24 protein-coding genes and 1 pseudogene are annotated in these 24,789 nt (G+C 67.3%); 18 read left to right on the top strand and 7 right to left on the bottom strand.

Annotation, left to right across the window (positions count from 1 at the left end; genetic code table 11):
• The first annotated feature begins 61 nt into the window (after positions 1-61).
• A complete protein-coding gene (fadB, locus tag ACGTN6_RS18555) occupies positions 62-2,239 on the top strand; it encodes a fatty acid oxidation complex subunit alpha FadB (RefSeq protein ID WP_394594445.1) in 2,178 nt (725 codons plus the stop codon).
• Between the two features lie 29 nt (positions 2,240-2,268).
• Complete coding sequence (gene fadA, locus ACGTN6_RS18550) at positions 2,269-3,447, top strand: acetyl-CoA C-acyltransferase FadA (RefSeq protein ID WP_394594444.1); 1,179 nt, start codon at positions 2,269-2,271, stop codon at positions 3,445-3,447.
• Between the two features lie 71 nt (positions 3,448-3,518).
• Here fadA and ACGTN6_RS18545 read toward each other — a convergent pair whose 3' ends face one another.
• Complete coding sequence (locus ACGTN6_RS18545; protein ID WP_394594443.1) at positions 3,519-4,190, bottom strand: GntR family transcriptional regulator; 672 nt, start codon at positions 4,188-4,190, stop codon at positions 3,519-3,521.
• 138 nt (positions 4,191-4,328) lie between these two features.
• Between ACGTN6_RS18545 and ACGTN6_RS18540 the strand changes: the two genes are divergently transcribed.
• The 5 genes from ACGTN6_RS18540 (at position 4,329) to ACGTN6_RS18520 (ending at position 10,115) form a co-directional block, all read left to right on the top strand.
• Positions 4,329-5,681, top strand: coding sequence for a malonyl-CoA decarboxylase (locus tag ACGTN6_RS18540; RefSeq protein WP_394594462.1), 1,353 nt, complete (start codon positions 4,329-4,331; stop codon positions 5,679-5,681).
• A gap of 26 nt (positions 5,682-5,707) precedes the next feature.
• The gene (locus ACGTN6_RS18535; RefSeq protein ID WP_394594442.1) at positions 5,708-7,255 is read left to right on the top strand and encodes a malonate--CoA ligase; all 1,548 of its coding nucleotides are present in this window, start codon (positions 5,708-5,710) and stop codon (positions 7,253-7,255) included.
• A 124-nt stretch (positions 7,256-7,379) separates the two neighbouring features.
• Positions 7,380-7,802, top strand: a complete 423-nt coding sequence (madL, locus tag ACGTN6_RS18530; RefSeq protein ID WP_394594441.1) for a malonate transporter subunit MadL — start codon at positions 7,380-7,382, stop codon at positions 7,800-7,802.
• A gap of 13 nt (positions 7,803-7,815) precedes the next feature.
• On the top strand, positions 7,816-8,577 hold the full coding sequence (gene madM, locus ACGTN6_RS18525) for a malonate transporter subunit MadM (RefSeq protein WP_394594440.1): 762 nt from the start codon (positions 7,816-7,818) through the stop codon (positions 8,575-8,577).
• Between the two features lie 71 nt (positions 8,578-8,648).
• Positions 8,649-10,115 carry an amidase gene (locus ACGTN6_RS18520; RefSeq protein WP_394594439.1) on the top strand — a complete coding sequence of 489 codons (1,467 nt, stop codon included), beginning with the start codon at positions 8,649-8,651 and terminating at the stop codon, positions 10,113-10,115.
• Here ACGTN6_RS18520 and ACGTN6_RS18515 read toward each other — a convergent pair.
• Both ACGTN6_RS18515 and ACGTN6_RS18510 read right to left on the bottom strand, forming a co-directional pair.
• A complete protein-coding gene (locus ACGTN6_RS18515; protein WP_394594438.1) occupies positions 10,112-11,194 on the bottom strand; it encodes a TAXI family TRAP transporter solute-binding subunit in 1,083 nt (360 codons plus the stop codon). The genes ACGTN6_RS18520 and ACGTN6_RS18515 overlap by 4 nt on opposite strands.
• Positions 11,195-11,257: 63 nt before the next feature.
• Entirely contained in the window at positions 11,258-11,719 is a 462-nt protein-coding gene (locus tag ACGTN6_RS18510) for a flavodoxin family protein (RefSeq protein WP_394594437.1), read from the bottom strand.
• A gap of 124 nt (positions 11,720-11,843) precedes the next feature.
• Here ACGTN6_RS18510 and ACGTN6_RS18505 point away from each other — a divergent pair, with 124 nt between their 5' ends.
• Positions 11,844-12,320, top strand: coding sequence for a YbhB/YbcL family Raf kinase inhibitor-like protein (locus ACGTN6_RS18505; protein ID WP_394594436.1), 477 nt, complete (start codon positions 11,844-11,846; stop codon positions 12,318-12,320).
• A 37-nt stretch (positions 12,321-12,357) separates the two neighbouring features.
• Here the strand turns inward: ACGTN6_RS18505 and ACGTN6_RS18500 are convergent, their stop codons facing one another.
• Positions 12,358-13,245, bottom strand: a complete 888-nt coding sequence (locus ACGTN6_RS18500) for a LysR family transcriptional regulator (protein ID WP_394594435.1) — start codon at positions 13,243-13,245, stop codon at positions 12,358-12,360.
• Positions 13,246-13,348: 103 nt separating this feature from the next.
• On the opposite strand from ACGTN6_RS18500, the gene ACGTN6_RS18495 reads away from it, so the two are divergent.
• From ACGTN6_RS18495 to ACGTN6_RS18465, 7 genes are all read left to right on the top strand, one after another.
• On the top strand, positions 13,349-14,233 hold the full coding sequence (locus ACGTN6_RS18495; RefSeq protein ID WP_394594434.1) for a HalD/BesD family halogenase: 885 nt from the start codon (positions 13,349-13,351) through the stop codon (positions 14,231-14,233).
• Between the two features lie 87 nt (positions 14,234-14,320).
• Entirely contained in the window at positions 14,321-15,604 is a 1,284-nt protein-coding gene (locus ACGTN6_RS18490; RefSeq protein ID WP_394594433.1) for a M24 family metallopeptidase, read from the top strand.
• A 51-nt stretch (positions 15,605-15,655) separates the two neighbouring features.
• A complete protein-coding gene (locus ACGTN6_RS18485; protein WP_394594432.1) occupies positions 15,656-17,161 on the top strand; it encodes a CoA-acylating methylmalonate-semialdehyde dehydrogenase in 1,506 nt (501 codons plus the stop codon).
• Positions 17,162-17,341: 180 nt separating this feature from the next.
• The gene (locus ACGTN6_RS18480; RefSeq protein WP_394594431.1) at positions 17,342-18,925 is read left to right on the top strand and encodes a thymidine phosphorylase family protein; all 1,584 of its coding nucleotides are present in this window, start codon (positions 17,342-17,344) and stop codon (positions 18,923-18,925) included.
• Entirely contained in the window at positions 18,925-19,830 is a 906-nt protein-coding gene (locus ACGTN6_RS18475) for a ribose-phosphate diphosphokinase (RefSeq protein WP_394594430.1), read from the top strand. The genes ACGTN6_RS18480 and ACGTN6_RS18475 overlap by 1 nt, the downstream gene beginning before the upstream one ends.
• A 151-nt stretch (positions 19,831-19,981) precedes the next feature.
• Positions 19,982-20,617 carry a hypothetical protein gene (locus tag ACGTN6_RS18470; RefSeq protein WP_394594429.1) on the top strand — a complete coding sequence of 212 codons (636 nt, stop codon included), beginning with the start codon at positions 19,982-19,984 and terminating at the stop codon, positions 20,615-20,617.
• A gap of 153 nt (positions 20,618-20,770) precedes the next feature.
• On the top strand, positions 20,771-21,055 hold the full coding sequence (locus ACGTN6_RS18465; RefSeq protein WP_394594428.1) for a YrhK family protein: 285 nt from the start codon (positions 20,771-20,773) through the stop codon (positions 21,053-21,055).
• 12 nt (positions 21,056-21,067) lie between these two features.
• On the opposite strand, the gene ACGTN6_RS18460 is transcribed toward ACGTN6_RS18465, so the two are convergent.
• The gene (locus ACGTN6_RS18460) at positions 21,068-22,015 is read right to left on the bottom strand and encodes a zinc metalloprotease HtpX (RefSeq protein WP_394594427.1); all 948 of its coding nucleotides are present in this window, start codon (positions 22,013-22,015) and stop codon (positions 21,068-21,070) included.
• A 70-nt stretch (positions 22,016-22,085) separates the two neighbouring features.
• A pseudogene (locus tag ACGTN6_RS18455) lies at positions 22,086-22,268 on the bottom strand (CocE/NonD family hydrolase); the annotation flags it as partial.
• Between the two features lie 324 nt (positions 22,269-22,592).
• Here ACGTN6_RS18455 and ACGTN6_RS18450 point away from each other — a divergent pair.
• Positions 22,593-23,108, top strand: a complete 516-nt coding sequence (locus tag ACGTN6_RS18450) for an Hsp20/alpha crystallin family protein (RefSeq protein WP_394594426.1) — start codon at positions 22,593-22,595, stop codon at positions 23,106-23,108.
• Between the two features lie 69 nt (positions 23,109-23,177).
• Here the strand turns inward: ACGTN6_RS18450 and ACGTN6_RS18445 are convergent, their stop codons facing one another.
• Positions 23,178-23,660 carry a hypothetical protein gene (locus ACGTN6_RS18445; protein WP_394594425.1) on the bottom strand — a complete coding sequence of 161 codons (483 nt, stop codon included), beginning with the start codon at positions 23,658-23,660 and terminating at the stop codon, positions 23,178-23,180.
• Positions 23,661-23,934: 274 nt separating this feature from the next.
• Between ACGTN6_RS18445 and ACGTN6_RS18440 the strand changes: the two genes are divergently transcribed.
• Complete coding sequence (locus ACGTN6_RS18440; protein ID WP_394594424.1) at positions 23,935-24,543, top strand: CocE/NonD family hydrolase C-terminal non-catalytic domain-containing protein; 609 nt, start codon at positions 23,935-23,937, stop codon at positions 24,541-24,543.
• Complete coding sequence (locus ACGTN6_RS18435; protein ID WP_394594423.1) at positions 24,540-24,662, top strand: hypothetical protein; 123 nt, start codon at positions 24,540-24,542, stop codon at positions 24,660-24,662. Before ACGTN6_RS18440 ends, ACGTN6_RS18435 begins: the two co-directional genes overlap by 4 nt.
• The last annotated feature ends 127 nt before the right edge of the window (positions 24,663-24,789 follow it).

Genomic DNA, 24,789 nt, shown 5'->3' with positions numbered 1-24,789 from the left:
CAGACTGGCCCAAGCTGATCGAATCAAACGGCCGTATGAATTCCTGCACGGAGATTCGTGGATGATCTATCAAGGCAATGCCATCACCGTGGCACGCGATGACGACGCCGTCGCCACCCTGACCTTCGACCTCGCGAACGAGTCGGTCAACAAGCTGTCGGCGTCGGTGGTCGAGGAACTCGCCGAGGCGGTGGAGGCGGTTCGCAAGGCCCCGGGGGTCGAGGGGCTGATCCTGGCCAGCGCCAAGGAGGCCTTCATCGTCGGTGCCGATATCACCGAATTCCACGCCATGTTCGAAAAGGGTGAGGACGAGATCCTGGCCATGCTCGAGCGGGTACACGGTATCTTCAATGCCCTGGAGGATTTGCCGTTTCCCACCGTCACCGCGCTTAACGGCCTGGCCCTGGGCGGTGGCTGCGAGGTGGTATTGTCGACGGATTTCCGGGTGATGAGCGAGTCCGCTCAGATCGGCCTGCCCGAGACCAAGCTTGGCATCCTGCCCGGCTGGGGCGGCTGCGTGCGCCTGCCGCGGCTGATCGGTGCCGACAATGCCATCGAGTGGATCGCCGGGGGCACCCAGAACAAGGCCGCCGAGGCGCTACGCATGGGCGCCGTGGATGCCGTGGTACCCGGCGATGAACTGGCCGCGGCGGCCCGTGATCTGCTCGATCGTGCCCGAGCCGGCGAACTGGATCACAAGGCGCGGCGCGCCGAGAAAACGACGCCGCTGAAGCTCGATGCCATCGAGCAGATGATGGCCTTCGAGACCGCCAAGGGCTACGTGGCCGGCAAGGCCGGTCCTCACTACCCGGCGCCGATCGAGGCCATCAAGGTGATCCAGAAGGGCGCCGGTGAGGCCCGGGAGCGAGCCCAGGCCATCGAGGCCAAGGCCTTCGCCAAGCTGGCGAGGACCGAGGTCTGCTACAACCTGGTGGGCCTGTTCCTCAACGACCAACTGGTCAAGAAGCAGGGCAGTCGCTATGCCAAGCAGGCGCGCCCCGTCGAGCGGACCGCGGTGCTGGGCGCCGGTATCATGGGCGGCGGCATCGCCTACCAGAGCGCTTCCAAGGGCACGCCCATCCTGATGAAGGACATCAAGGACGAGGCCATCGAGCTGGGTCTCAAGGAAGCCCGCAAGCTGTTTGCCAAGCAGGTCGAACGCGGCAAGTTCACTGTCGAGCAGATGGCCGAACGGCTGACCAACATCCGCCCGACGCTGTCCTATGGCGACTTCGCTGGGGTCGACCTGGTCGTCGAGGCCGTGGTGGAGAATCCCAAGGTCAAGGGCGCCGTGTTGGCCGAGGCCGAAGAGGCGGTAGGCGAGGACACCGTGCTGGCCTCCAACACCTCGACCATCTCGATCACCCGCCTGGCTGAGCATCTCAAGCGCCCCGAGAACTTCTGCGGCATGCACTTCTTCAATCCGGTGCATCGCATGCCGCTGGTCGAAGTTATCCGCGGCGAGAAGACCGGTGACGCCGCCGTGGCGGCCACCGTCGCCTACGCTCGCCAGATGGGCAAGACGCCGATCGTGGTCAACGACTGCCCGGGTTTTCTGGTCAATCGGGTGCTGTTCCCCTATTTCGGCGGCTTCAGCCAGCTGGTGGCGCAAGGGGCCGACTTCCGCCGTATCGACAAGGTGATGGAGCGCTTCGGCTGGCCGATGGGCCCCGCCTACCTGCTCGACGTGGTGGGCATGGACACCGCGGTGCATGCCGGCGAGGTGATGGCCGAGGGCTTCCCTGAGCGCATGGCCGACATGGGCAGCGCCGGCGGCAAGAGCGCGATCCAGCTGATGGTCGACCACCAGCGCCTGGGCCAGAAGAACGCCAAGGGCTTCTACGCCTATGAAGAGGACAAGAAGGGCAAGCCGAAGAAGGTCGTCGACGAGGCCGCCCTGGAATTGGTCGCGCAGCTGGCCGATGGCGAGCGCGACTTCTCCGACGAAACGATCATCGCCAGGATGATGGTGCCGCTGTGCCTGGAGACGGTGCGTTGCCTGGAAGATGGCATCGTCGGCACGCCGGCCGAGGCCGACATGGCGCTGATCTACGGCATCGGCTTCCCGCCGTTCCGCGGCGGCGCCCTGCGCTATATCGACGCCATGGGTGTGGACGCCTTCGTCGCCCAGGCCGACGAGCTGGCCGCCGAACTCGGGCCGCTCTACGCCCCCACTGGCAAGCTGCGCGAGATGGCCCGCCAGGGCGAGCGTTTCTATCAGGATGCCGGTCAGGCCTGATTCACCACGTACAAGGGAGATATCATTCGATGAATTTGCATCCGAGAGACATCGTGGTGGTCGACGGCGTCCGTACCGCCATGGCCAAGGCCAAGCACGGCGCCTTCCGCCACGTGCGCGCCGAGAACCTGTCCGCCGCCGTCATGCAGTCGCTGTTCGACCGCAACCCGGGGCTCGACCCGAAAGAGGTCGATGACGTCATCTGGGGCTGCGTCAACCAGACCCTGGAGCAGGCCATGAACATCGCCCGCAACGCGGCGATCATGACCGGCATTCCGCGCAGCGTGCCTGCCCAGACCGTCAACCGCCTGTGCGGCTCCTCGATGAGCGCGCTGCACATCGCCGCGGCCAACATTCGCGCCGGCATGGGCGACGTCTACGTGATCGGCGGCGTCGAGCACATGGAGCACGTGCCGATGACCCACGGCGTCGACGTCAATCCGACCGCCAGCAAGCATGCCGCCAAGGCTGCCATGATGATGGGCCTGACCGCCGAGCTGCTGGGCAAGATGCACGGCATCTCACGGGAGGACCAGGACGCCTTCGGCGTGCGATCACACCGGCTCGCCCAGGCCGCCCAGGACAACGGCGGCTTCGACCGCGAGGTCATCGGCGTCGAGGGTCACGACGCCGAGGGGCGTCGGGTCCGCGTCGACCGCGACGAGGTGATTCGTGCCGATGCCAGCCTGGAGAGCATGGCCGGGCTCAAGCCGGTGTTCGATCCCAGGAACGGCACCGTCACCGCCGGCACCTCCTCGGCGCTGTCGGTGGGCGCCAGCGGCATGGCGGTGATGAGCGCCGAGCGCGCCCAGGCGCTGGGCCTGGAGCCGATCGCTCGAGTGCTCTCCACCGGCGTGGCGGGCTGTGACGCCTCGATCATGGGCTACGGTCCGGTGCCAGCCTCGAAGAAGGCGCTCAAGGCCGCGGGCCTGACCATCGACGACATCCAGACCGTCGAGCTCAACGAGGCCTTCGCCGCCCAGTCGCTGCCGGTGCTCAAGGATCTGGGCCTGCGCGACCGCATGGAGGAGGCGGTCAACCTGCACGGCGGTGCCATCGCCCTGGGCCATCCGCTGGGCTGCTCTGGGTCGCGCATCTGCACCACCTTGCTCAACGTGATGCGCGAGCGCGATACCTCTCTGGGCCTGGCCACCATGTGCATCGGCATGGGCCAGGGCGTGGCCACGGTGTTCGAGCGCCTCAAGTAAGCGCCATGGCCGTTCGCGGCCCGTCCCCAACGTCACGACGGCACCCTTCGGGGTGCCGTCGTCGTATCCGCTCAGTCGCTGCCGGTCTGCTGCAGCTGTTGCACTGAGGCGACCAGGTCGTTGAAGCGTTCGCCCTGTACCTGGACGTGGGACTCGATCTCGGTCTCGGCGCGCTGCTCGTCTCCCTCGGCGATCGCCGCCAATACTCTCTCGTGTTCCGCCAGCGAGCGCTCGAGTCGATGGCGCAGGTGGAGCTGCATGCGTCGGTAGGGCTGCAGCACCGCATGCAGCCGCGCGGCTTCCTGGGCCAGGAAGCGGTTGTGGCTGGCCTCGTAGATGCGCTGGTGAAAGACGCCGTTCTCGTAGTAGTAGCCGTTGGCATCCCCGGCCTCGGCCATTCGCCGGCAGGCCTCGTGGGCGTCGCGCAGTCCTGCCAGTTCCTCTGCGGTGATGCGCCTTGCCGCCAGCCGTGCGCACATGCCCTCCAGCTCGGCCATCACCTCGAAGCGTTCCACCAGCTCGGCCACGCTGAGCTGGGTGACGAAGGTGCCGCGCTTCGGCACCACCTTGACCATCCCCGACATCGCCAGCTGCTGGATCGCCTCGCGGACCGGCGTGCGCGAGCACTCATACTCCCGCTCCAGGGCTTCCGGATCGAGGCGAGCCCCGGGGGGATAGCGCCCCTTGATGATGGCGTCCTCCAGCAGGTCGCGTAGCCGCTGTGCCTGGGAAACCTTGCCCATTTCCGATCCTCCTGCTTGACACATCTATATCTTGTACCTAAATGTTATATATAACAACTCGGCATCATGTATTCTTGATGCTGGCGTCATCCTTGCACGAGGTCGATTAGCCTCGCATCTGGAGATCAGGGCATGAAGATGAACATGGATTTCCTGGAAAGGTTGCTGTCGAGCGTGTCCCGGCGGGCGCGACATCGTCCTGGGCGCGAAGGAGGAAGAGAGGCGTCGCCCGACATGCCGGCACTCGCCACGGCCTGTGACACCCTGCTGACAGGAAGCGGCGGTGAGGCGTCTCAGATCCTCGTTGCCCAGCGGATCCTGAACGGCTATGACGGCCTGCAGGCCGATGATCGTCGCGCCTTTCTCGCCATGCTTGCCGAGCGCCATGGGGCGTTGCCCGAGGCAATCCACGCCGCCTATGCCGCCTATCGCGAGCGGGAGGACGAGGCCAGCCTGCAGCAGCTGATCGAGGCCTGCGAGCCGCCGCGCCAGGAACTGCTGCGTCGACTCAACCTCTGCCCCGGCGGCACCTATGAGCTGGTCAAGATGCGCGCCGACCTGCTGGGAAACCTCGCCGACGCCCCGCAACTGGCGGCATTGGATGCCGACTTCGCCCACCTGTTCGCTTCCTGGTTCAATCGAGGCTTTCTGATGCTGGAGAGCATCGACTGGAACACGCCGGCGGCGGTGCTGGAAAAGCTCATCGAATACGAGGCCGTGCACGAGATCCGGGACTGGAGTGATCTTCGCCGCCGTCTCGACCCGGAGGATCGGCGCTGCTACGCCTTCTTCCATCCGGCCATCGGCGACGAGCCGCTGATCTTCGTCGAAGTGGCGCTGTGCCGCGGGATCCCTGGCAACATCCAGACCCTGCTCGCCGGTGGTGACGAGGTCGCCCCGGAAGACGCGGATACCGCGGTGTTCTACAGCATCAGCAACTGCCAGGCAGGCCTGAAAGGCATCTCTTTCGGCAACTTCCTGATCAAGCAGGTCGTGCAAGAGCTCAAGCGTGAACTTCCCGAGCTCGACAACTTCGTCACCCTGTCGCCGGTGCCGGGGTTCGCCAAGTGGCTGACGGAACGGCGCGAAGCCGGCGAGTGTCGGCTCTCGCCCGATAACGCCGCCTGCCTGGACGAAGCCGGCTGGTGCGACGATGTGGCGGCCCGTGAAGCCCTCGAACCTGAGTTGCTGGCACTCGCCGCCCACTATCTCTGCACGGCCAAGCAGCACCACGGCCTGCCGCGGGATCCGGTGGCACGCTTCCATCTCGGCAACGGCGCCAGCCTTCACCGCCTCAACTGGCCCGCCGACACCTCCGCCAAGGGCTGCCGCCAGGCCCATGGCCTGATGGTCAACTACCGCTACGAACCGGACCGCATCGAGCAGAACCACGAGGCCTTCAGCCGCGAAGGCACCGTGGTCTGCACCAACGAGATTCGTCGTCATGCCAAGCGCGCCCAGCCGCTGTTGGCGGCGCCGGTCGACGCCTGACGCCCATCTCACCCCAGGAGACACGCATGAATCACAATCTCTTCTTGCAGTTCCAGGCCCACTTTCGCCAGACCCCGGACAAGACGCTGATCGATACCCCCGAGGGCAAGCGCTATTCCTACGCCGAGGTGCTGGCCACGTCCCAGCGCCTGGCCGGCGCGCTTCAGGCGCTCGATGTCCAACCCGGTGACCGGGTGGCGGTGCAGGTCGACAAGAGCCCCGAAGCGATCATGCTCTACCTGGCCTGCCTGCAGGTCGGCGCGGTCTATCTGCCGCTCAACACCGCCTATACCGGCGCCGAAATCGACTACTTCCTGGGCGATGCCGAGCCGCAGCTCTATGTCTGCCCGCCCGAGCGGTCCGGTGAGGCCCAGCGCTTCTGCCAGGCGGGGCGCGCGGTGCACGTTGAAAGCTTGGGCACTGCTGGCGACGGCAGCCTGATGGAGCGTGCCGCGGACGCCGAGCCGGTCACCGAGATCGCCCGGCTCGACGAGAACGACCTGGCGGCGATCCTGTATACCTCAGGCACCACCGGACGCTCCAAGGGGGCCATGCTCAGCCACGCCAACCTGGCGTCCAACAGTCGGGCCTTGGCCGAGGCCTGGCACTTCTCCGCTGACGATCATCTGCTGCACGCGCTGCCGATCTTCCACACCCACGGGCTGTTCGTGGCCTGCAACATCGTGCTGACCGCGGGGGCCTCGATGTCTTTCCTGCCCAGGCTCGATGTCGACCAACTGCTCGATCTGATGCCGCGCGCCACAGTGCTGATGGGCGTACCGACCTTCTACACTCGCCTGCTGCAGTCGCCGCGCCTGAACCGCGACACCGTCGCCAGCATGCGGCTGTTCGTCTCCGGTTCGGCGCCGCTGCTGGCCGAGACCCACGAGCAGTTTCTCGCGTGCACCGGTCACGCCATTCTCGAGCGCTATGGCATGACCGAGACCAACATGAATACCTCCAACCCCTACGACGGCGAGCGTCGTCCGGGGACGGTGGGCTTCCCGCTGCCTGGCACCGAACTGCGCATCACCGACCGCGACAGCGGCGCCGAGCTGGCGCGGGGCGAGACCGGCCTGGTCGAGCTGCGTGGCCCCAATGTCTTCCAGGGCTACTGGCGCATGCCAGAGAAGACCCGCAGCGAGTTCCGCGACGACGGCTTCTTCATCACCGGCGACCTGGGGATGATCGACGATGATGGCTACCTGCACATCGTCGGCCGCGACAAGGATCTGGTGATCTCGGGGGGCTACAACGTCTACCCAAAGGAGGTCGAGCAGTTGATCGACGAACTGCCGGGGGTGGCCGAGTCGGCGGTGTTTGGCGTCGCCCACCCCGACCTGGGAGAGGGCGTCACCGCGGTGGTGGTTGCGCGCGAGGGCGAGACGGCACCCGACGAGGCGGCGGTGAAGGCGGCACTGGGCGACCATCTGGCCCGCTACAAGCAGCCCAAGCGAGTATTTGTCGCCGACGCCTTGCCGCGCAATGTCATGGGCAAGGTACAGAAGAACCAGCTGCGCGAGGCCTATGCCGATCTCTATACCGAGCAGGAGGCGAATACCACGGCCGGGTGATCCGGCTGTCCTGCGCCCGGCCATGCCGCCGGGTATTCCCCGCCGCGAGGATACGCGGCGTGGAGCACGCTCATGCTCGGGCAAGGCCCGAGACTCGATTACAACGACAAAGAAGGACATGATCATGGTGATTTACGGAGTGGCCCTGCTGGCCGGATGCATGATGCTGGGGCTGATGGTCGGCGACCTGCTGGGGCAGGTGCTGGGCATCGATGCCAACCTTGGCGGTGTCGGCATCGCCATGCTGCTGCTGATCTTCTCGACGGGCTACCTCAAGGCCCGCGGCAAGCTGCCGGAGGCGACCGTCAGCGGCATCAACTTCTGGAACGCGATGTACATCCCCATCGTGGTGGCCATGGCGGCCAGCCAGAACGTCGCCGCGGCCTTCAGCGGCGGCCTGGTGGCGCTGCTGGGCGGGGCCCTGGCCGTGGTGCTGGGACTGGCGCTGGTGCCGGTCCTGGCCGGCAAGCCCACGCGGGCGCCAGCCGCGGCTGACGGGCCGACGGCCCGCGCCGAGTCCCTGTCGCCGCGCACTGCCAACCGTTAAGGGGAGCCCCACCATGCTGCAGTCACTGTTCGATCTCTTCGACAAGTACCACCTGGTGGCGGCCTTCGCCGTCATTGGCCTCACCATGTACGCCGCCTATTGGATCAGCGCCCGCTTCACCCGCGGCAAGCTGCACGGCTCGGCGATCGCCATCATGCTTGGCCTGGCGCTCGCTTATGCGGGTGGCAAGATCACCGGCGGGTCAGACGGGCTGGCGGATATCACGTTGTTCTCCGGCCTGGGGCTGATGGGTGGGGGCATGCTCCGCGACCTGGCGATCATTGCCACCGCCTACGGCGTTCGCTTCGAGGAGATACGGGAGGCCGGGATTCGCGGCGTGCTGGCGCTGTTCGCCGGCGTGGGAGTGTCCTTCCTCGCCGGTGGACTGGTCGCGGTCGGCTTCGGCTACACCGACCCGGTCGATATCACCACCATTGGCGCCGGCGCCGTGACCTACATCGTCGGTCCCGTCACCGGCGCGACCCTGGGTGCCAGCTCCGAGGTAATCGCCTTGTCCATCGCGGCAGGGCTGGTCAAGTCGATCCTCACCATGATCCTCACTCCCATGGCGGCGCGTCTCATCGGCCTCGACAACCCTCGCTCGGCGATGATCTTCGGCGGCATGATCGGCACCACCAGTGGCGTGGCTGCGGGGCTGGCCGCCACCGATGCTCGGTTGGTGCCCTACGGTGCCATGACTGCGACTTTCTATACCGGCCTCGGCATCCTGCTTGCGCCTACCGTGCTGTTCTTGCTCGTGCGCGGCGTGTTCTAGGCGACGGTAGCGCTTGGGCCCCGAGGCGTGTCCCGGGGCCCGGGGATCCCCTCCATGACAAGGAAATCGACATGTTCACGACTTCTTCCATGTCTTGCGGCCAACGCCTCCCCGAGATCGTCCAGTGGGACGCCCTGAGCCTCTCCCGGGCGATCCATGCGCGGGAGGTCTCCTGCCGCGAGGTGATGTCGAGCTATCTGGCGCATATCGAGGCATGCAACCCTCGGGTCAACGCCCTGGTGTCGCTGCAGGACGGCGAGCGGCTGATGGCCGAGGCCGACGAGCGCGACCGCGAGCTGGCGCGCGGCGTGTCGCGCGGCTGGCTGCACGGCATCCCCCAGGCGATCAAGGATCTCTCGGCGACGGCCGGCATCCGCACCACCCTGGGCTCGCCGCTGTTCGCCGATCAGGTGCCGACCCGTGACGGCATCATGGTCGAGCGCATCAAGCGTGCCGGCGCCATCGTCATCGGCAAGACCAACACGCCGGAGTTCGGCCTCGGTTCTCAGACCTACAACCCGCTGTTCGGGGCCACCCGCAATGCCTTCGACCCCGCCAAGTGTGCCGGCGGATCCAGCGGTGGCGCCGCCGCCGCGCTGGCCATGCGCCTGTTGCCGGTGGCCGACGGCAGCGACATGATGGGCTCGCTGCGTAACCCGGCCGCCTACCACAACGTCTTCGGCTTGCGCCCTTCCTTCGGGCGGGTGCCGCACGGGCCGCAGCCCGAGGTGTTCGGCCATCAGCTGGCCACCGAAGGGCCCATGGGGCGTACGGTCGCCGATGTGGCGCAGCTGTTGGCGACCCAGGCCGGCCCCGACCCGCGGATGCCGCTGTCCATCGTCGAGGATCCCGCGGCCTTCGCCGGCGATCTGGAGGGGGAGGCCAGGGGGCTGCGCATCGGTTGGCTGGGGGATTGGCAGGGCTACCTGCCCATGGAGCCGGGCGTGCTGCCGCTCTGCGAGCGGGCGCTCGGCACCTTTCGCGAGTTGGGCGTCGAGGTCGAAGCTGTGGTGCCCGATTTCGATCCCGCCCGGCTGTGGCAGGCCTGGGTCACGCTGCGTCAGTGGGCGGTGGCGGGCAACCTCGGCGAGGCTTTCCTCGATCCCGCCAAGCGCGATCGGCTCAAGCCCGAGGCCCAGTGGGAGGTCGAGGGCGGCCTGGCGCTGTCGGCGCTGGACGTGCACCGTGCCAATCTCACCCGCAGCGCCTGGTATGCCTGTCTCCTTGAGCTCTTCGAGGACTACGACTATCTGGCGCTGCCTACCGCCCAGGTGTTCCCCTTCGACGTCGATACGCCCTGGCCGCGGACGATCGCTGGCCGCGAGATGGATACCTACCACCGCTGGATGGAGGTGGTGATCCCCGGTTCGCTGTCGGGCTGCCCGGTGATCAGCTTGCCCGCAGGCTTCAGCGACACCGGCCTGCCCATGGGCATTCAGGTGATCGGCCGCCACCAGGCCGACCTGGCCGTGCTGCGGCTGGCCCGGGCGTACGAGGCGGCGAACGAAGCGCTGCTGAGCCGCCGGCCGATCATCTAACCGGACGTCGCCGTATCCGCCGCCGGCGCCTGTGTCGGATCCGTCGACGTGGCCGGCTCGGAAGCGTTGGGGGAGGGCGGTTCGGCGGGCAACCAGCCGCGCTCTCGGTAGTAGCGCTTGGCGCCTTCGTGCAGCGGCGCCGAGAGCCCGTCGTGGATCATGCGTTCCGGGGTGAGGTCGGCGTAAGCCGGATGCGTGGCCTTGAAGGCCTCGAGGTCGTTGAAGACGGCGGCGACGATGTCATGGACGGCCTGCGGGTCGGCGTCCGCCGAGGCGACCAAGGTGGCACGGACGCCGAATGTCGTCACCGCCGGCTGGTCGTCGCCATAGAGGCCGGCTGGAATGGTGGCACGGGCGAGGTAGGGCGTCTCGGCCACCAGGCTTTCGACCGCCGGGCCGGTCACATCGACCAGCCGGGCGTTGCAGAGCCGGACGGCCTGTTCGACGGAGGGGTTGGGGTGCCCCACGGTATAGACCATGGCATCGATGTTGCCGTGGCAGAGTTCCAGCGACTGCTGGTCGGCGGGCAGCTCGTCGGCCGGCCTGAAGTCGTCGAGGGTCCAGCTCCAGGCCTCGAGCAGCGTCATCATGGTGCCGCGCTGACCGGAGCCGGGATTGCCGACGTTCACCGCATGCCCCTTGAGGTCGGCGAAGCCGTCGATGCCGCTGTCGCGTCGCACCACCAGGGTGAAGGGCTCGCCGTGCAGCGACATGACCGAGCGCAGCGTGTCGTCCGGACCGGCCTCGGCGAAGCTGCCCGTGCCGGTGACGGCCTGATACTGCAGGTCCGACTGGGCGAGGGCGACGGTCACCTCGCCGGCTCGCACCGCGGCGAGGTTAGCCGCGGAGCCGCCGCTGGGCTGGGCGATGCAGGGCGCATCGAGCAACCGGCACAGGGTGCGCCCAGTGGCGTGGTAGACGCCGGCAGGGCTTGCCGTGGCGATGACGGTGGGCGGAGCATCGGCGGCCTGGAGCGGCATGCCCGGCCAGGCCAGGGCCGCCAGCCACAACAAGTGACGGCCGAGCGAAGCGGGGAAAGACGCGATGGCGCGCTGTGGCGCCGTCCATTGGAATTCCATGGCGCACCTCCTGAGGCATCGGCGTGTTGCCGAGCGTCGATAGCCTCAGCATAGCCCCGCCTTTTAGAGGATGCCGCCGTCCAGGCCTGCGGCCAGATACAGCCCCAGCTCCTCGGCCTGGTCGATGAAGTCGTCCTGCCACTCGCCCCTGAGCGTCAGCGGTTCCTGCACCCATTTCCAGCGCAGGCCGGTGACGATGCCCTCAACGGCGCGGCGGGTGCCGGTACCATCGTGGCCGGCGCGAATGTAGAGCGCGCAGGGCAGGCCCTGGGTCTCTTCCAGTAGCGGGTAGTAGCAGCGATCGAAGAAGTCCTTCAGGGCGCCGCTCATGTAGCCCAGGTTCTCGGTAGTGCCGAGCAGGATGGCGTCGCAGGCCCGCACGTCCTCGGGGCCGGCCTCCAGCGGTGGCCTGACCACCACCTCGACGTCCTCGATATCGGGGTGGCGGGCGCCGCGCTCGGCGGCCTCGCGCAGGCGGCGGGTGTTGGGGGAGGGCGCATGGGCCACGATCAAGAGTCGCTTCATGTCGGCCTGCCGGGTTGAAGAATGGCGTGACCGCCATCATGCCATGGAGTAGCGCCGTTGACAGGCTCGCACGCCTCGCCGACGCTGAAATCAGCATCCACGATTCCATCAGGGAGGAAGCCCCATGGCCTTCGCCTTTTCGACGATGCAGGTGACCAGTTCCGCCTTCGAGGACCGCCAGGCGATCCCCGTCAAGTACACCGGGGAGGGCGATGACCTGTCGCCGCCCCTGGCCTGGGAGAATCCCCCGGAGGGCACCAAGGGCTATGCGGTGATCTGCCACGACCCGGACGCGCCGCTGGTGCAGCACGGCAGCTACGGCTTCGTCCACTGGGTGCTCTACGACCTGCCGGGCTCGACCACTTCGCTGAAGGAGGCGACCGCCGCGGGCACCCGGGGGCGTAACGACTTCAACCGCAACGGCTACGGCGGGCCGATGCCGCCGGAAGGGCATGGCCTGCATCAGTACTACTTCTGGGTGCTGGCACTGGACAAGCCCACCGCGCTGCCCGAAGGCATCTCCATGGACGAGCTGCTCAAGCAGGTCGAGCCGCACCTGCTGGGCATGAACCGGCTGATCGGCACCTACCGTCGCGACTGAACGCCTCCGCGCCCCGCTGCCTGACGGGCGGCGGGGCTCAGTCGGCGATCATGTCATTGTGGGATGGGGCGGCGACGTCGTGGTTGGTGGTGACGATGTGCTCCAGTTCCTCGCAGAAGGCCTCCAGCGCCCCACCGGTATGGCCGGGTCGCCGGTGGAGTTCGATTTCCACCTGACCCAGCAGCGGCAATCCCTCTGCCTCGCCGACGATCCGGCAGCCCGCCGGCACGCTGCGAGGCGTCTTCACCGTCATCGCCAAGCCCGCCTGCACCGGCAGGTTGATACCGGTGGGGGACTGGCTGGCGTAGCGAATCTCCCAGCGCCGCTTCTCGCGGCCCAGCGCCGATAGGGCATGGGCCCGGAAGGTGCAGCCCTCGGGGTTGAGGGCCAGCGGCAGGACCTCCCAGTCGCCCGGGTGGCACTCTTCGGCCACCACCCACACCATCGGCTCCCAGCCCAGCAGCTGACCGGACTGGGTCGGCAGGTGGCGGATCGACAGCACCACGTCCAGCAGGCCCTCCTGGAACTGTGCGACCAGCGACGCGCTGATGTCGCAGGTGATGTCCAGCCGTGTGTCCGGAAAGCGCTGGGCGTAACGTTCCAGCAGCTCGGGCAGGTAGGCGCTGGCCTGTTCCTCCGAGGTGGCGAAGCGGATCAGCTCGCCGCGCCGCTGCTCGCCCAGCGCCTCACGGGCTTCGTCCTCCAACGTCAGTATGTGACGGGCATAGGGCAGCAGTCGCTCGCCGTGGCGGGTCAGCAGCACGCTGCGGCTGGTGCGCTCGAACAGTGGCTGGCCCATCTGGTCCTCGAGGCGCTTGATCTGCAGGCTTACCGCCGACTGAGTGCGATGCAGCACCTTCCCGGCGGCACTGAAGCCCTGGCACTCGGCCACGGTGACGAAGGCGCGAAGCAGCACGGTATCCATAAATTAATGAGTCCTTGAAATTAGTACCATCTCAATGATTCATTTCTATTATGAATAGGCCGCTTCTAAGCTGTCCAGCATGAATACGACAGCGGAGCATCCCATGCCTGTGGAACCCTCGGTCGACACCCCTGCCAGCGCTCTCGACGGGTTGATCGACCTGCAACGCTACCCCCTCAACGACCTCGATGGCGATACGGGGCGCACCCTCATCGAGCAGTGTCGCCGCCAGCTGGCGGTGGACGGTTGTGTGGTCCTCAAGAAGTTCGTGCCTGCCGAGGCCCTCGAGCGTCTCGAGCGCGAGACCGAGCGTCTGTCTCCGGACGCCCACTACAACCAGACCGAAACCAATCCGTACAACTGCGATGCCGATCCCTCCAAGCCGGTCAGCCACCCGCTGAATCGGTTCGACGATCGCACCAACGGCTTCGTCGCCGGCGATCGCATCGGCGAAGACACCATCATCCGTCAGGTCTACCAGAACCCCGACTTCCAGCGCTTCATCGCCACCGTGGTCGGCATGGAGGAGATCCACCAGTACGCCGACCCGCTGGCCGACCTGGTGGTCAATATGCTGCGCGAGGGCTGCCAGCACCCGTGGCACTACGACACCAACGAGTTCATCGTCACCATGATGACCCGCCAGTCCCACGGCGGCGGCCGCTTCGAGTATGCCCCGGGCATCCGCAACCCCGAGGGCGAGAACTTCGAGGACGTCGAGAAGGTCCTCGACGGCGACCGCTCGCGGCTCAAGTCGCTGGACCTGGCGCCCGGCGACCTGCAGATCTTCTTCGGCCGCTACTCGCTGCACCGGGTGACCCCGGTCGAGGGCGATCGTGAGCGCCACACGGTGATCTTCGCCTATGCCATGGAGCCGGGCTTCATCGGTCGCCCCGAGCGGGCCCAGCGCATCTTCGGGCGCATGGCCCCGGTCCACGAGAAGCTGCTGAAGCAAGGCATGCAGCGCAGCGACTCGCTGGTCGACTGATCTGGCTCCCGTCCTTCCTGCCTTCGGCGTCGGTCTGGCCGGCGCCGCCTGAGGTGGCCCTCACACCGACACCCCGAGAGACCTGACATGAGCATCGTGGATTTCGAGAAGCTGACCGACAACGAACCGGAACGGATTCCGGTGGTGCCTTCGGCGCCGATGGCCAACGGCGACAGCATCCCCACCGCCTTCGATCCGATGCAGCTGCGCGCCGGGCGCCTGGCCCGTCTGAGGGCGATGATGGCCGAGCAGGGCTATGCGGCCCTGGTGCTTTTCGATCCCTACAATCAGCGCTACGCCACCGGCTCGCGCAACATGTTCGGCTACTTCCTGCGCAACTCCACGCGCTATATCTACGTACCGCTGGACGGCCCGGTCATCCTGTTCGAGTATCCCGGCAGCGCCCACGTTTCCACCTGGTTGGAGACTATCGACGAGTCGCGTACCTCCAAGGTGGTGTGGTCGGCGGTCAACCAGCGCGACAACCTGTCCTCCGACCCCTTCGGCGTCGAGATTGCCGAGCTGATGGAGGAGCACGGCCACGGCAACAAGAAGATTGGCCTGGACCGCTGCGCGCTGAACCTGGCTCGCTCGCTGGAGGCCCAGGGCCTGGAGGTCTTCGACTGCATGCAGGACACTCTGCACTGCCGACGCATCAAGACGCCCGAGGAGATCGCCTGCCTGGCCCAGTCCATGGCCGGCAGCGAGGCCGCGGTGGCCGAGGTGGAGGCCGCCATCAAGCCCGGCGTCAGCGAGAACGAGCTGTTCGCCATCATGTACGGTGACGTCATCCGCCAGGGTGGCGAGTTCATCGAGACCCGGCTGCTGTCTTCCGGGCCCCGCACCAATCCCTGGTTCAACGAGGCAAGCGACCGGGTGATTCGTCCCGGCGAGCTGGTGGCGCTGGACACCGACACCATCGGCTGCCACGGCTACTACTCCGATTTCTCGCGTACCTTCCACGTCGGTCCCGGCAGGCCGAACGCCTACCAGAAGAGCCTCTATCGCATGGCCTACGACCAGGTGCACCACAACATGGGCATTCTGGCGCCTGGCATGAGCTATCGCGAGATCGCCGAAAAGGCGTGGAAGATTCCCGAGCGCTTCCTCGATCGCCGCTATCCGTCGATCATCCACGGCGTGGGCATGCACGGCGAGACGCCGCTGGTCGCCCATCACATGGACTTTGACCGCTTCTCCAAGGACGGCGTTTTGGAGCCCGGCATGGTGGTCTCGGTGGAGAGCTACATCGGCGAGGTCGGCGCCGCCGACGGCGTCAAGCTGGAGGAGGAGGTGCTGGTCACCGAGACCGGCATCGAGAAGCTGTCGCGCTACCCGTTCGACGAGGCCCTGCTCGACCGGGAGGTCTAAAGCAAACCGCCGTCCAGCGAATGTTGTGCCCACGAATCTAAGAGAGATCCCATGACCGATGTGAACTCGACAGAGGTAAGCCACTGGATCGCCGGCGAGCCCCTGGCCGGTGACCGCATGCTCGACGTCTTCAACCCGGCCACCGGCGAGGCCGTGCGTCGCGTCGCCCTAGGCGACGCAGTTACCGTGGAGCGGGCCATTGCCGCCGCCCGCGAGGCCCAGCCGGCCTGGCGCGATCTGCCGCCGGCCAAGCGTGCCCAGGTGATGTTTCGCTTCAAGACGCTGCTCGAGCGCGACGCCGACGAGATCTGCCGGCTGGTCGCCGAGGAGCACGGCAAGGTGCTCGAGGACGCCATGGGCGAGCTCAAGCGCGGCATCGAGAACGTCGAGTACGCCTGTGGCGTGCCGGAGCTGCTCAAGGGCGAGTATTCCCACAACGCCGGGCCGGGCATCGATACCTGGTCCAACCACCAGCCGCTGGGCATCGTCGCCGGCATCACGCCGTTCAACTTCCCGGCCATGGTGCCGCTGTGGATGTATCCCATGGCCATTGCCTGCGGCAACGCCTTCATCCTCAAGCCCTCCGAGCAGGTGCCTTCGGCCGCCATCAAGATGGCCGAGCTGCTCGACGAGGCCGGCCTGCCGCGGGGCATCTTCAGCGTGGTCCACGGCGACCGCGAGGCCGTGGATGCGTTGATCGACGCCCCGGACGTCAAGGCACTGTCCTTCGTCGGCTCCACGCCGGTGGCGCGCAAGATCTACGAGGGTGGCACCCAGCGAGGCAAGCGCGTACAGGCCCTGGGCGGGGCCAAGAACCACGCCGTGGTGCTGCCCGACGCCGACCTGGACAACGCCGCCAGCACTCTGATCGGCGCCGCCTTCGGTAGCGCCGGCGAGCGCTGCATGGCGATCTCGGTGGCCGTCTGCGTGGGCGACGACACCGCCGATGCCCTGGTCGGCAGGCTCGCCGACCAGGCCCGCACCCTGAAGATCGGTCCCGGCACCGAGCCGGGCCTGGACATGGGCGCGCTGGTCAACGCCGGCCATCGCGACAGGGTGGCCGGCTATATCGCCACGGGAGAAGAGGCCGGCGCCGAGCTGGTGGTCGACGGCCGCGAGCATCCGCTGGTCGAGGGCTCCCCGGGCTATTTCCTCGGCGCGACCCTGTTCGACCGGGTGACCCCGGCGATGGACATCTACCGCGACGAGATCTTCGGCCCGGTGCTGTGCGTGGTGCGCGTTGAGACCTTCGAGGAGGCCATCGCGCTGATCAACGCCCACCAGTACGGCAACGGCACCTGCGTGTTCACCCGCGATGGCGAGGCCGGGCGGCGCTTCGCGGATGCCATCGAGGTCGGTATGGTCGGCATCAACGTGCCGCTCCCGGTACCGGTGGCCTTCCACAGCTTCGGCGGCTGGAAAGAGTCGCTGTTCGGCGACCTGCACGCCTACGGCCCCGACGCGGTGCGCTTCTACACCCGTCGCAAGGCGGTCTCCCAGCGCTGGCCGCAGCGCGCCCAGCAGGAGCGCGCGCAGTTCAGCTTCCCCTCGGACTGAGCGTCTCACACTGAGCGTCGCGTACTGAGCGGCTTTTGAGGCGTAAGCGCGCCCGTCCCGTTTTGCGGAGCGGGCGCACTGCGTTACTGGGGCTTGTCCGGCGTCAAGGGAGCGGGCTCCGCGGCGCTGCTAATCTGTCGTCATGGGAATGTCACCGCAGTGCCATGCCGGGATGAGCCGATGACCCGCACGCCTGCTGCCGAGCCTGATGCGCGCGAGGACGCGCTGACGCCGCTGACGCTCAAGCGCGTCGGCATCGACACCTATCGCGAGAACGTTGCCTACATGCACCGCGAGTGCGACCGCTACCGGGCCGAGGGCTTCCAGGCGCTGGCCAAGGTCGAGGTACGTGCCGATGGCCGGCGGATCCTGGCCACCCTCAACGTGGTCGACGATGCCGCCATCGTCGGCTGCGGGGAGCTCGGTCTCTCCGAGGACGCCTTCGCGCTGTTGGGCGCGGGGGAGGGGATTCCCGTCAGCATCCGTCAGGCAGAGCCACCGCCCTCGATCCCCGCCATGCATCGCAAGCTGGCCGGCGAACGCCTGACCCGGGACGACTTTCGCCACATCATTCGCGACATCGCCGAGCGGCGCTACTCCAAGATCGAGCTCACCGCCTTCGTGGTGGCCTGCGGCCTGGGCGAGCTCGACCGCGAGGAGGTGTTCTACCTGAGCGACGCCATGAGCCGGGTGGGGCGGCGCCTGGACTGGCACGAGCATCCGGTGGTGGACAAACACTGCATCGGCGGCATTCCCGGCAACCGGACCTCCATGCTGGTGGTGCCGATCGTCGCCGCCCATGGCCTGCTGTGTCCCAAGACCTCGTCGCGGGCGATTACCTCGCCGTCCGGCACCGCGGACACCATGGAAGTGCTGGCGCGGGTCGACCTGCCCTTCGAGACGCTGAGTGAGTTGGTGCGTACTCACCGAGGCTGCCTGGCCTGGGGCGGTACCAGCGAGCTGTCGCCCGCCGACGACGTGCTGATCTCGGTGGAGCGTCCGCTGTCGGTGGACTCGCCCGGCCAGATGGTGGCCTCGATCCTGTCCAAGAAGATCGCCGCCGGATCCACCCACCTGCTGCTCGACATTCCCATCGGCCCCCATGCCAAGGTGAATTCGATGGCCGAGGCCAGGCGGCTGCGCAAGCTGTTCGAGTTCGTGGCCGGGCGCCTGGGGTTGACCCTGGACGTGGTGATTACCGACGGCAGCCAGCCGGTGGGGCGGGGTATCGGCCCCGTGCTGGAGGCTCGCGACGTGATGCGAGTGCTCACCAACCATCCAGAGGCACCCATGGACCTGCGCCAGAAGGCGCTACGCCTGGCCGGGCGGATGCTGGAGTTCGATCCGGACGTGCGCGGTGGCGACGGCTTCGGCCTGGCCCGCGACATCCTCGATGCCGGCCGCGCACTCGACAAGATGCAGGCGATCATCGAGGCCCAGGGCAGGCGGCCCTTCGATCCCGACCGGCCTCCGCTGGCGCCCCAGGTGCTGGAAGTGACCGCTCGCTGCGCAGGCACGGTGATCGCCATCGATAACCTGCAGCTGGCGCGTATCGCCCGGCTCGCCGGGGCGCCGCGGGCGGTCGGCGCGGGTATCGACCTGGCGGTGCGCATCGGCGATACGATCGAGGCCGGTCAGCCGCTATATCGCGTCTACGCCGCCTATGCCAACGAGTTGACCTTCGCCCGCCAGGCCTGCGAGCGCGACCATGGCATCGCCATCGGACACCCCGACCGGATCACCCGACTCAATGTGGAGGGCTGATGACTCCCGTGCTGCTGTACTGTGACGACGAGAGCGCTGCAGCGCGACGCCTGGCCGAGGCCGCGGGCCTGGAAGCCGGGGTCGTGGCCTGCCACCGCTTCCCCGATCGGGAGCTGCGCCTGACGTTGCCCTTCCCGCGCGCCGACGCGTTGCCGCGGACCCTGGTGGTCTATCGCAGCCTCGACCGGCCCAACGACAAGCTGGTCGAGCTGCTGCTGATCGCCCGACATGCCCGGCGTCAGGGAGTGCGTCGACTGGTGCTGGTGGCGCCCTATCTCGCCTACATGCGCCAGGACAAGGCCTTTCATCCCGGGGAGATCGTCAGTCAGACGCTGATCGGCGCATTCCTGGCCGAGCTGTTCGACGCGGTGATCACCGTCGATCCTCACCTGCACCGCATCGAACGGCTGGATCAGGCGATACCGCTCGCGCAGGCGTTGGCGCTGTCCGGGGCTTCCCGGCTCGGCGAGCTGGTCGCCGCCCGGCGCGAGGACCCGCTGCTGATCGGCCCCGATGCCGAGGCCTACCAGTGGGTGCGGGAGGCCGCAGCGGCCGGCGGCCTTGCCTTCGACGTCTGCCACAAGACGCGACGCGGCGATCGCGATGTGGCGATCGAACTGCCTGGCATTCCGGTGCGGGGCCGACAGGTGGTGCTGATGGACGACGTGGCCAGCACCGGCCACTCCGTGGCCCGGGCCGCCGAGGCGCTGCTCGCCGCCGGCGCCGTTTCGGTGGACCTGGCCGTGACCCATGCACTGTTTGCCGGCGATGCCCTGGCCGTCGTCGAGGCCGCCGGGGTAGGTGAGGTGTGGAGCACCGACTGTATCGCTCATGCCAGCAATGCCGTGCCCATGGCGCCCTTGCTCGGTCAGGCGCTGGTACGGGTGCTGGCGGGCCTGGGATGAGGACATGCTAGCCACCGAGGTAGCCAATGATGTCAAAGCGATGAAATGGCGTCGTTCGTCGGCGATGTTCCTCGTCTGACGCGGTTGTGCCGCGGCGGGCTTCGTGTTTCCTTCATGAGTCATCAAGGAAGACGCGAGGGATCGAGGCGCGATGGACATAACGAGCGGTGCCATGCTGCTGGCCGGCGTGGCCCTGGCGATGGGCGGATCGGCTCTAGGGCTGTCCTGGTATCTGCGACGCGGTGCGCGGCAGGCGCCGCCGGCGGAGCCGGACGCTCCCGCGGTGACGCGCGAGGCGCCGCCAGCGGCTGAGCCTCGGCCCGCCCCGCCCCCGACGGCCTCCGGCCCGGAGCCCGAGGCGGTGGCCCGGCGCTTTCGCGTCGCTTCGGCCGATGACGTCCGGCAATGCCTGTTCGTGGTTCTCGACTGGCCTGGCCTCGACACCAATCGACGGCTGCGGCGCAAGCTCGAGGAGCTCGACGCGGTCTACGACGCCAGGCAGCGGGTCTACAACATCCGACCACCGCGGACCGGCTATCGCATGGTGATCGCCAACAGCACCCCGCCCGGGGCATTGCCGCCTCTGCATGAGGAAGGCGAGCATCCGGTGGTCGAAGGCATCTCCATCCTGGTGCATTTCCGCAACAAGCGGCGGGTTGCTCACAGCCCGGACGCCCTGATCGATTTCACCCTCGGCGTGGCGGCGCTGGGCGGCAAGATCCTCGATGCAGAGCGCCGCGAGATCAGCGACGAGGAGTTCGAGCAGCTACGCCGCGCCGCACCCTGAGTCGCGGCGCTCGCGTTCATGCTGCCGGCATCGCTCGATGTCCTGGATCGGACGTCCGCTGAGGGGATGGCAGCCCAAGGGGCCGCCGGAATGCTATGGTCAATTCCTGATACCGCACACTTGTGCGTACCGAGACTGTCCAGGGAGGGAATCATGGCGTTATTCGATCGTGACCGGCGCGAGGAGAATCCACGAACCCGCCGGCTCTATGCGCTCTGGGAACTGGTCTACACCTTCGTCGACTTCGGTGCCGCGGCCGCCTTTCTGGTCGGCTCGGTGCTGTTTCTCTACGAGAGCCAGCAGACGCTGGCCACCTGGTTCTTCATCGTCGGCTCAGCCATGTTTGCCTTCAAGCCGACCATCCGCACCGTCCGTGACCTCAAGCTGGCCTCCATGGGCGATGTGGAAGACCTGGAGCGTGAAGCGCGCGGTGACTGATGTCGGGCGTCGCTAGCTGCGGCGCCGCCAATCCCCTGAACGCAGCGGCGGCGGTCGTCGCGGGATCGCGGCCCGCGTTGGCGTGGTCGTCAGCGGTGGCCCGTGATGGTGGTCGTCGAGTTCGGCCAGTCGGCGGATACGCTCGCGGGTGTCGGGGTGGGTGCGCAGCCACTCGAGCGCCGCTGGACGCTGACGCCCGAACAGGCTCGACAGCCAGCGTCCATGCTGACGTTCCAGCACCATCAGTGCCGACATCAGGCCCTGCGGGTCGCCGGTGAGCGCCGCGGCCTCGAGGTCGGCGGTGTATTCTCGCTGGCGGGACAGGGCCAGCGACAGCAGGGTGCTGAGCGTGGGAGCGAAGGCCACGACCAGCAGCGTCAGCCAGGGCATGGTGACGTCGCCGGCCAGCATCAGCGGCAGGCTGAACAGGATCGCCAGCTGGATGGCCGAGGTCAGCCACAGCGTCAACCGGGTCATGGTGGCGGCGATCGACATCACCCGGGTATCGCCGTGACGCAGGTGGCTTACCTCATGGGCCAGCACGCCGGCCAGCTCGCGCAGCGTCAGCGAACGCAGCAGCCCTTCGGTGATCGCGATGCCGCCGTCGCGCGGGCCGCCCACCGCGAAGGCGTTGAGCTCCGGTGACGCGGCATAGTAGAGCTGCGGTGGGCTTCTCAGGCCGGCCCGGGCATAGAGGCGGGCGAGCAGGGCATGGATTTCCGGTGCCTGCGACGGCGCCAGTCGGCCGGCACCGGCCTGGGTCAGGATCAGCCGAGCGGGCACCCGGCTCGTCGCCAGCGTGGCCACCGTGACCGCGGCCAGGCCGATGAGCACGCCGCCGAGGCCGGCCATCAGGTAGCCAGGCAGGGACAGCGTGAGCGCGAGTCCGCCCATGATCAGTGCTGTCTGGACGCCGTTGACCAGCCGCTGTCGAGTCAAGCGTATCTGCCCCGATGTCATGATTCGCCTCGCGGTAGTTCTGTCCTCTATAACCTAGTCTGAGACGGATCGCATGGTGTCCGCCGCTCCCGCGCAGGTCGAGGCGTACGCAGGCATAGCCGTGGCCGGCGAAATAGCGATGCAAGGGTTCGTCGCGCAGGCGCGTGAAGTCGCGCTTGCGATAGGGCACGTATTCGAGGATCACCGGGACGGGGTCTCCCACGGCATCGGTGGGCAGCCAGACGCGTGCGGCCAGCCGAGTGCCGTCGGACATGGGAATCCACAGGTTCTCGATGACGCGCACGGTGCGAGGGAAGGAATGCACGATCTTCATGGACACCCCCGGAAGCATGGCCGGCAGCGGGGGCTGTTCTCAGCATATATGACGATGCGCCTCTCGGCGTTGGGCTCGAGAGGCGCGATGGCCCCGGAGAATCGGGGCAAACCTTGACCGGCGTCATCGCCGCTTGCGTCCGCTCGCCTATGCTCATTCATGCGATCAGATCGGCTGGTCGACGTCCCGCCGGCGGAGCGTGTGGCAAGGCGTTTTCGCCGAGCGTTTACTCTCTACATGTCGCTTGTACCGAGGTGCAATGTCATGGCCGATAAGAAGTTGAAGGGGGCATCTGCCGCCGCCAGCCAACTGGCCAAGGCGCCCGAGACGAAGGCCGAGGAACCCGCGTCTCGCCCGATCAGTCCCTTCCGGGAACTGGATCGCATGTTCGACAGTTTACTGGCCCGGGACTGGATGCATCCGTTGCGCTGGGAGCGCATGTCGTCACTGGAGCCGAGGATGCCGCGGGTCGATATCCTCGACAAGGATACCGAGGTGGTGCTGCGCGCCGAGATTCCCGGCATCGAGCGTGAGGATCTCGACGTCTCGGTGACCGACCGCACGGTGACCATCAAGGGCGAGAGCCACAAGGAAACCCGCCAGGAAGAGGGCGAGTACTATCGCTGCGAGATTTCACACGGCAGCGTGCTGCGAACCGTGGAACTGCCTTGCGACATCGATGCCGACAAGGCGAAGGCCAACTTCCGCAACGGTGTACTGGAACTGACCCTGCCCAAGGTCAAGGAAGCGCATCGCCGCCGGTTGGATATCCAGTCGTGAACTGCATGGCAGGGCGGGGCCGGGAGGCCCCGCCCTGCCCATCGGCTGGCCGAGGCTTCGACCTCAGGATCATGCCTGCCGGGCGTGGCCGGCATAGCGTTCCATCAATACATCACACTCGGACGCCTTCTGACGGGCATATTCCAGCAGCGGGCGTTCCAGCTCTGGCGTGCCGTTGACCCCCAGCAGCCGCCGTGCGAAGCGGTGACCCTCGAGGGCCGCATCCAGCGTCTCCTGCCACACGAGATCGGCCGTGGCATCGTCGACGATGAAGCAGTCTCCACCCTGTCCGCTTCCGCCGTGCGATGGGGAGAGCGTGTCGGGCAGCGCCACGCAGGCGCCCAGTCCGAGGCTCTCGGCGGCCCATTTCAGGGCGTCGATCCTGTGTTCGCAGGCGATACCCAGCTGGGTCATCCGTTGGCTGCGGTCGGCGTCGTAGGGCAGGAAACTCAGGGCCAGCTGTCGATAGCGGCGGCTGGCCTCGATCTCGAGGATACTGGCCTGCAGGAGCTCATCCTGCGGCAGAAGAGTGAGCGTCTTGATGTCGATCATTGCTGTTAGCCTCGTGGAATTTCCCGGAAATTCCCTGCGTTGACGATGCTCTCGAGCACCGGCCGATGATGTTGGAGTGGCGAGGAATGGCGCTCGAGCGGGCGTCGGCGGGACCGTCGAGACATCATCGGGCGTAGTCTATGGAGGGCCGTTGGCGCCCGCCTTGACCGGCATCAATGTTTCGCGGTGACGTCCTTGGTCGCCTGAGTCGTGGCGCGGTATATGCTGAGAGCCATCGTCGGGCGTCCGTGTCGTGTGCCGAGGGAGGATCGGTATGGGGCGCGGGGTGAGAGTCATCGAGAACGCCTGGATCCCCATGGCGGATGGCGCACGGCTGGCCGCCAAGCTGTGGCTGCCGGCGGGTGTCGATACGACGCCGGCTCCCGTGGTGATCGAATACATTCCCTACCGCAAGCGGGATTTCCGCTCGCCGCGGGATAGCCAGGTCCATGGCTACTTCGCCCGGCACGGCTATGCCGCCGTGCGGGTCGACCTGCGCGGCAGCGGCGACTCCGACGGCCTGCTGCGTGACGAATACCTGCCCCGCGAGCTCGAGGACGGCGGCTCGCTGTGCTTCGATACGCCGCCGCTGGAGGCGGTCCTCGAGATACTCGGCCAGGCGGTAGTCGAGCTCGAGTTGGCCGCCGACCGACCCCAGGCGATGGTGGCCGTACGCTTGTCCGATATCGCGCCCGACGGCAGCGTGACCCGGGTGACCTATGGCCTGTTGAACCTGAGCCATCGCCATGGCCACCGCCGGCCATCACTCTGCTGGTGCCAGCGCATCGGGAATGGACGGTACACTTCAACCTGGCGACCAACGAGGCCAGCCTCAACGTCATCGACAACGATGGCAGCTGGCGTCTCGAGGAGCAGGAGATGACGCTCGGCTACGATGTCACCGAGCGCTATCGCCAGGCCAACGATGACTACGCCACGCTGTGCGGCGAGCGGGTCTTCTCGCGAACCTGGAACGAGACGCTCCCGCGCGATCATCTTTGACGACGGGCGACGGGCGACGGGCGACGGGCGACGGGCGACGGGCGACGGGCGACGGGCGACGGGCGACGGGCGACGGGCGACGGGCGACGGGCGACGGGCGACGGGCGACGGGCGACGGGCGACGGGC

The sequence above is a fragment of the Halomonas sp. B23F22_20 genome, from assembly GCF_043496985.1.
GTDB lineage: Bacteria > Pseudomonadota > Gammaproteobacteria > Pseudomonadales > Halomonadaceae > Halomonas.
The sequence above is the reverse complement of the archived record's forward strand: the minus strand, read 5'-3'. Positions and strand labels throughout refer to the sequence as shown.

Bases quoted from the DNA above. Each gene is read 5' to 3' on its own strand.
- fadB (WP_394594445.1), top strand. From the start codon at position 62: ATGATCTATCAAGGCAATGCCATCACCGTGGCACGCGATGACGACGCC.
- fadA (WP_394594444.1), top strand. From the start codon at position 2,269: ATGAATTTGCATCCGAGAGACATCGTGGTGGTCGACGGCGTCCGTACC.
- ACGTN6_RS18545 (WP_394594443.1), bottom strand. From the start codon at position 4,190: ATGGGCAAGGTTTCCCAGGCACAGCGGCTACGCGACCTGCTGGAGGAC.
- ACGTN6_RS18540 (WP_394594462.1), top strand. From the start codon at position 4,329: ATGAACATGGATTTCCTGGAAAGGTTGCTGTCGAGCGTGTCCCGGCGG.
- ACGTN6_RS18535 (WP_394594442.1), top strand. From the start codon at position 5,708: ATGAATCACAATCTCTTCTTGCAGTTCCAGGCCCACTTTCGCCAGACC.
- madL (WP_394594441.1), top strand. From the start codon at position 7,380: ATGGTGATTTACGGAGTGGCCCTGCTGGCCGGATGCATGATGCTGGGG.
- madM (WP_394594440.1), top strand. From the start codon at position 7,816: ATGCTGCAGTCACTGTTCGATCTCTTCGACAAGTACCACCTGGTGGCG.
- ACGTN6_RS18520 (WP_394594439.1), top strand. From the start codon at position 8,649: ATGTTCACGACTTCTTCCATGTCTTGCGGCCAACGCCTCCCCGAGATC.
- ACGTN6_RS18515 (WP_394594438.1), bottom strand. From the start codon at position 11,194: ATGGAATTCCAATGGACGGCGCCACAGCGCGCCATCGCGTCTTTCCCC.
- ACGTN6_RS18510 (WP_394594437.1), bottom strand. From the start codon at position 11,719: ATGAAGCGACTCTTGATCGTGGCCCATGCGCCCTCCCCCAACACCCGC.
- ACGTN6_RS18505 (WP_394594436.1), top strand. From the start codon at position 11,844: ATGGCCTTCGCCTTTTCGACGATGCAGGTGACCAGTTCCGCCTTCGAG.
- ACGTN6_RS18500 (WP_394594435.1), bottom strand. From the start codon at position 13,245: ATGGATACCGTGCTGCTTCGCGCCTTCGTCACCGTGGCCGAGTGCCAG.
- ACGTN6_RS18495 (WP_394594434.1), top strand. From the start codon at position 13,349: ATGCCTGTGGAACCCTCGGTCGACACCCCTGCCAGCGCTCTCGACGGG.
- ACGTN6_RS18490 (WP_394594433.1), top strand. From the start codon at position 14,321: ATGAGCATCGTGGATTTCGAGAAGCTGACCGACAACGAACCGGAACGG.
- ACGTN6_RS18485 (WP_394594432.1), top strand. From the start codon at position 15,656: ATGACCGATGTGAACTCGACAGAGGTAAGCCACTGGATCGCCGGCGAG.
- ACGTN6_RS18480 (WP_394594431.1), top strand. From the start codon at position 17,342: ATGACCCGCACGCCTGCTGCCGAGCCTGATGCGCGCGAGGACGCGCTG.
- ACGTN6_RS18475 (WP_394594430.1), top strand. From the start codon at position 18,925: ATGACTCCCGTGCTGCTGTACTGTGACGACGAGAGCGCTGCAGCGCGA.
- ACGTN6_RS18470 (WP_394594429.1), top strand. From the start codon at position 19,982: ATGGACATAACGAGCGGTGCCATGCTGCTGGCCGGCGTGGCCCTGGCG.
- ACGTN6_RS18465 (WP_394594428.1), top strand. From the start codon at position 20,771: ATGGCGTTATTCGATCGTGACCGGCGCGAGGAGAATCCACGAACCCGC.
- ACGTN6_RS18460 (WP_394594427.1), bottom strand. From the start codon at position 22,015: ATGACATCGGGGCAGATACGCTTGACTCGACAGCGGCTGGTCAACGGC.
- ACGTN6_RS18450 (WP_394594426.1), top strand. From the start codon at position 22,593: ATGGCCGATAAGAAGTTGAAGGGGGCATCTGCCGCCGCCAGCCAACTG.
- ACGTN6_RS18445 (WP_394594425.1), bottom strand. From the start codon at position 23,660: ATGATCGACATCAAGACGCTCACTCTTCTGCCGCAGGATGAGCTCCTG.
- ACGTN6_RS18440 (WP_394594424.1), top strand. From the start codon at position 23,935: ATGGGGCGCGGGGTGAGAGTCATCGAGAACGCCTGGATCCCCATGGCG.
- ACGTN6_RS18435 (WP_394594423.1), top strand. From the start codon at position 24,540: ATGACGCTCGGCTACGATGTCACCGAGCGCTATCGCCAGGCCAACGAT.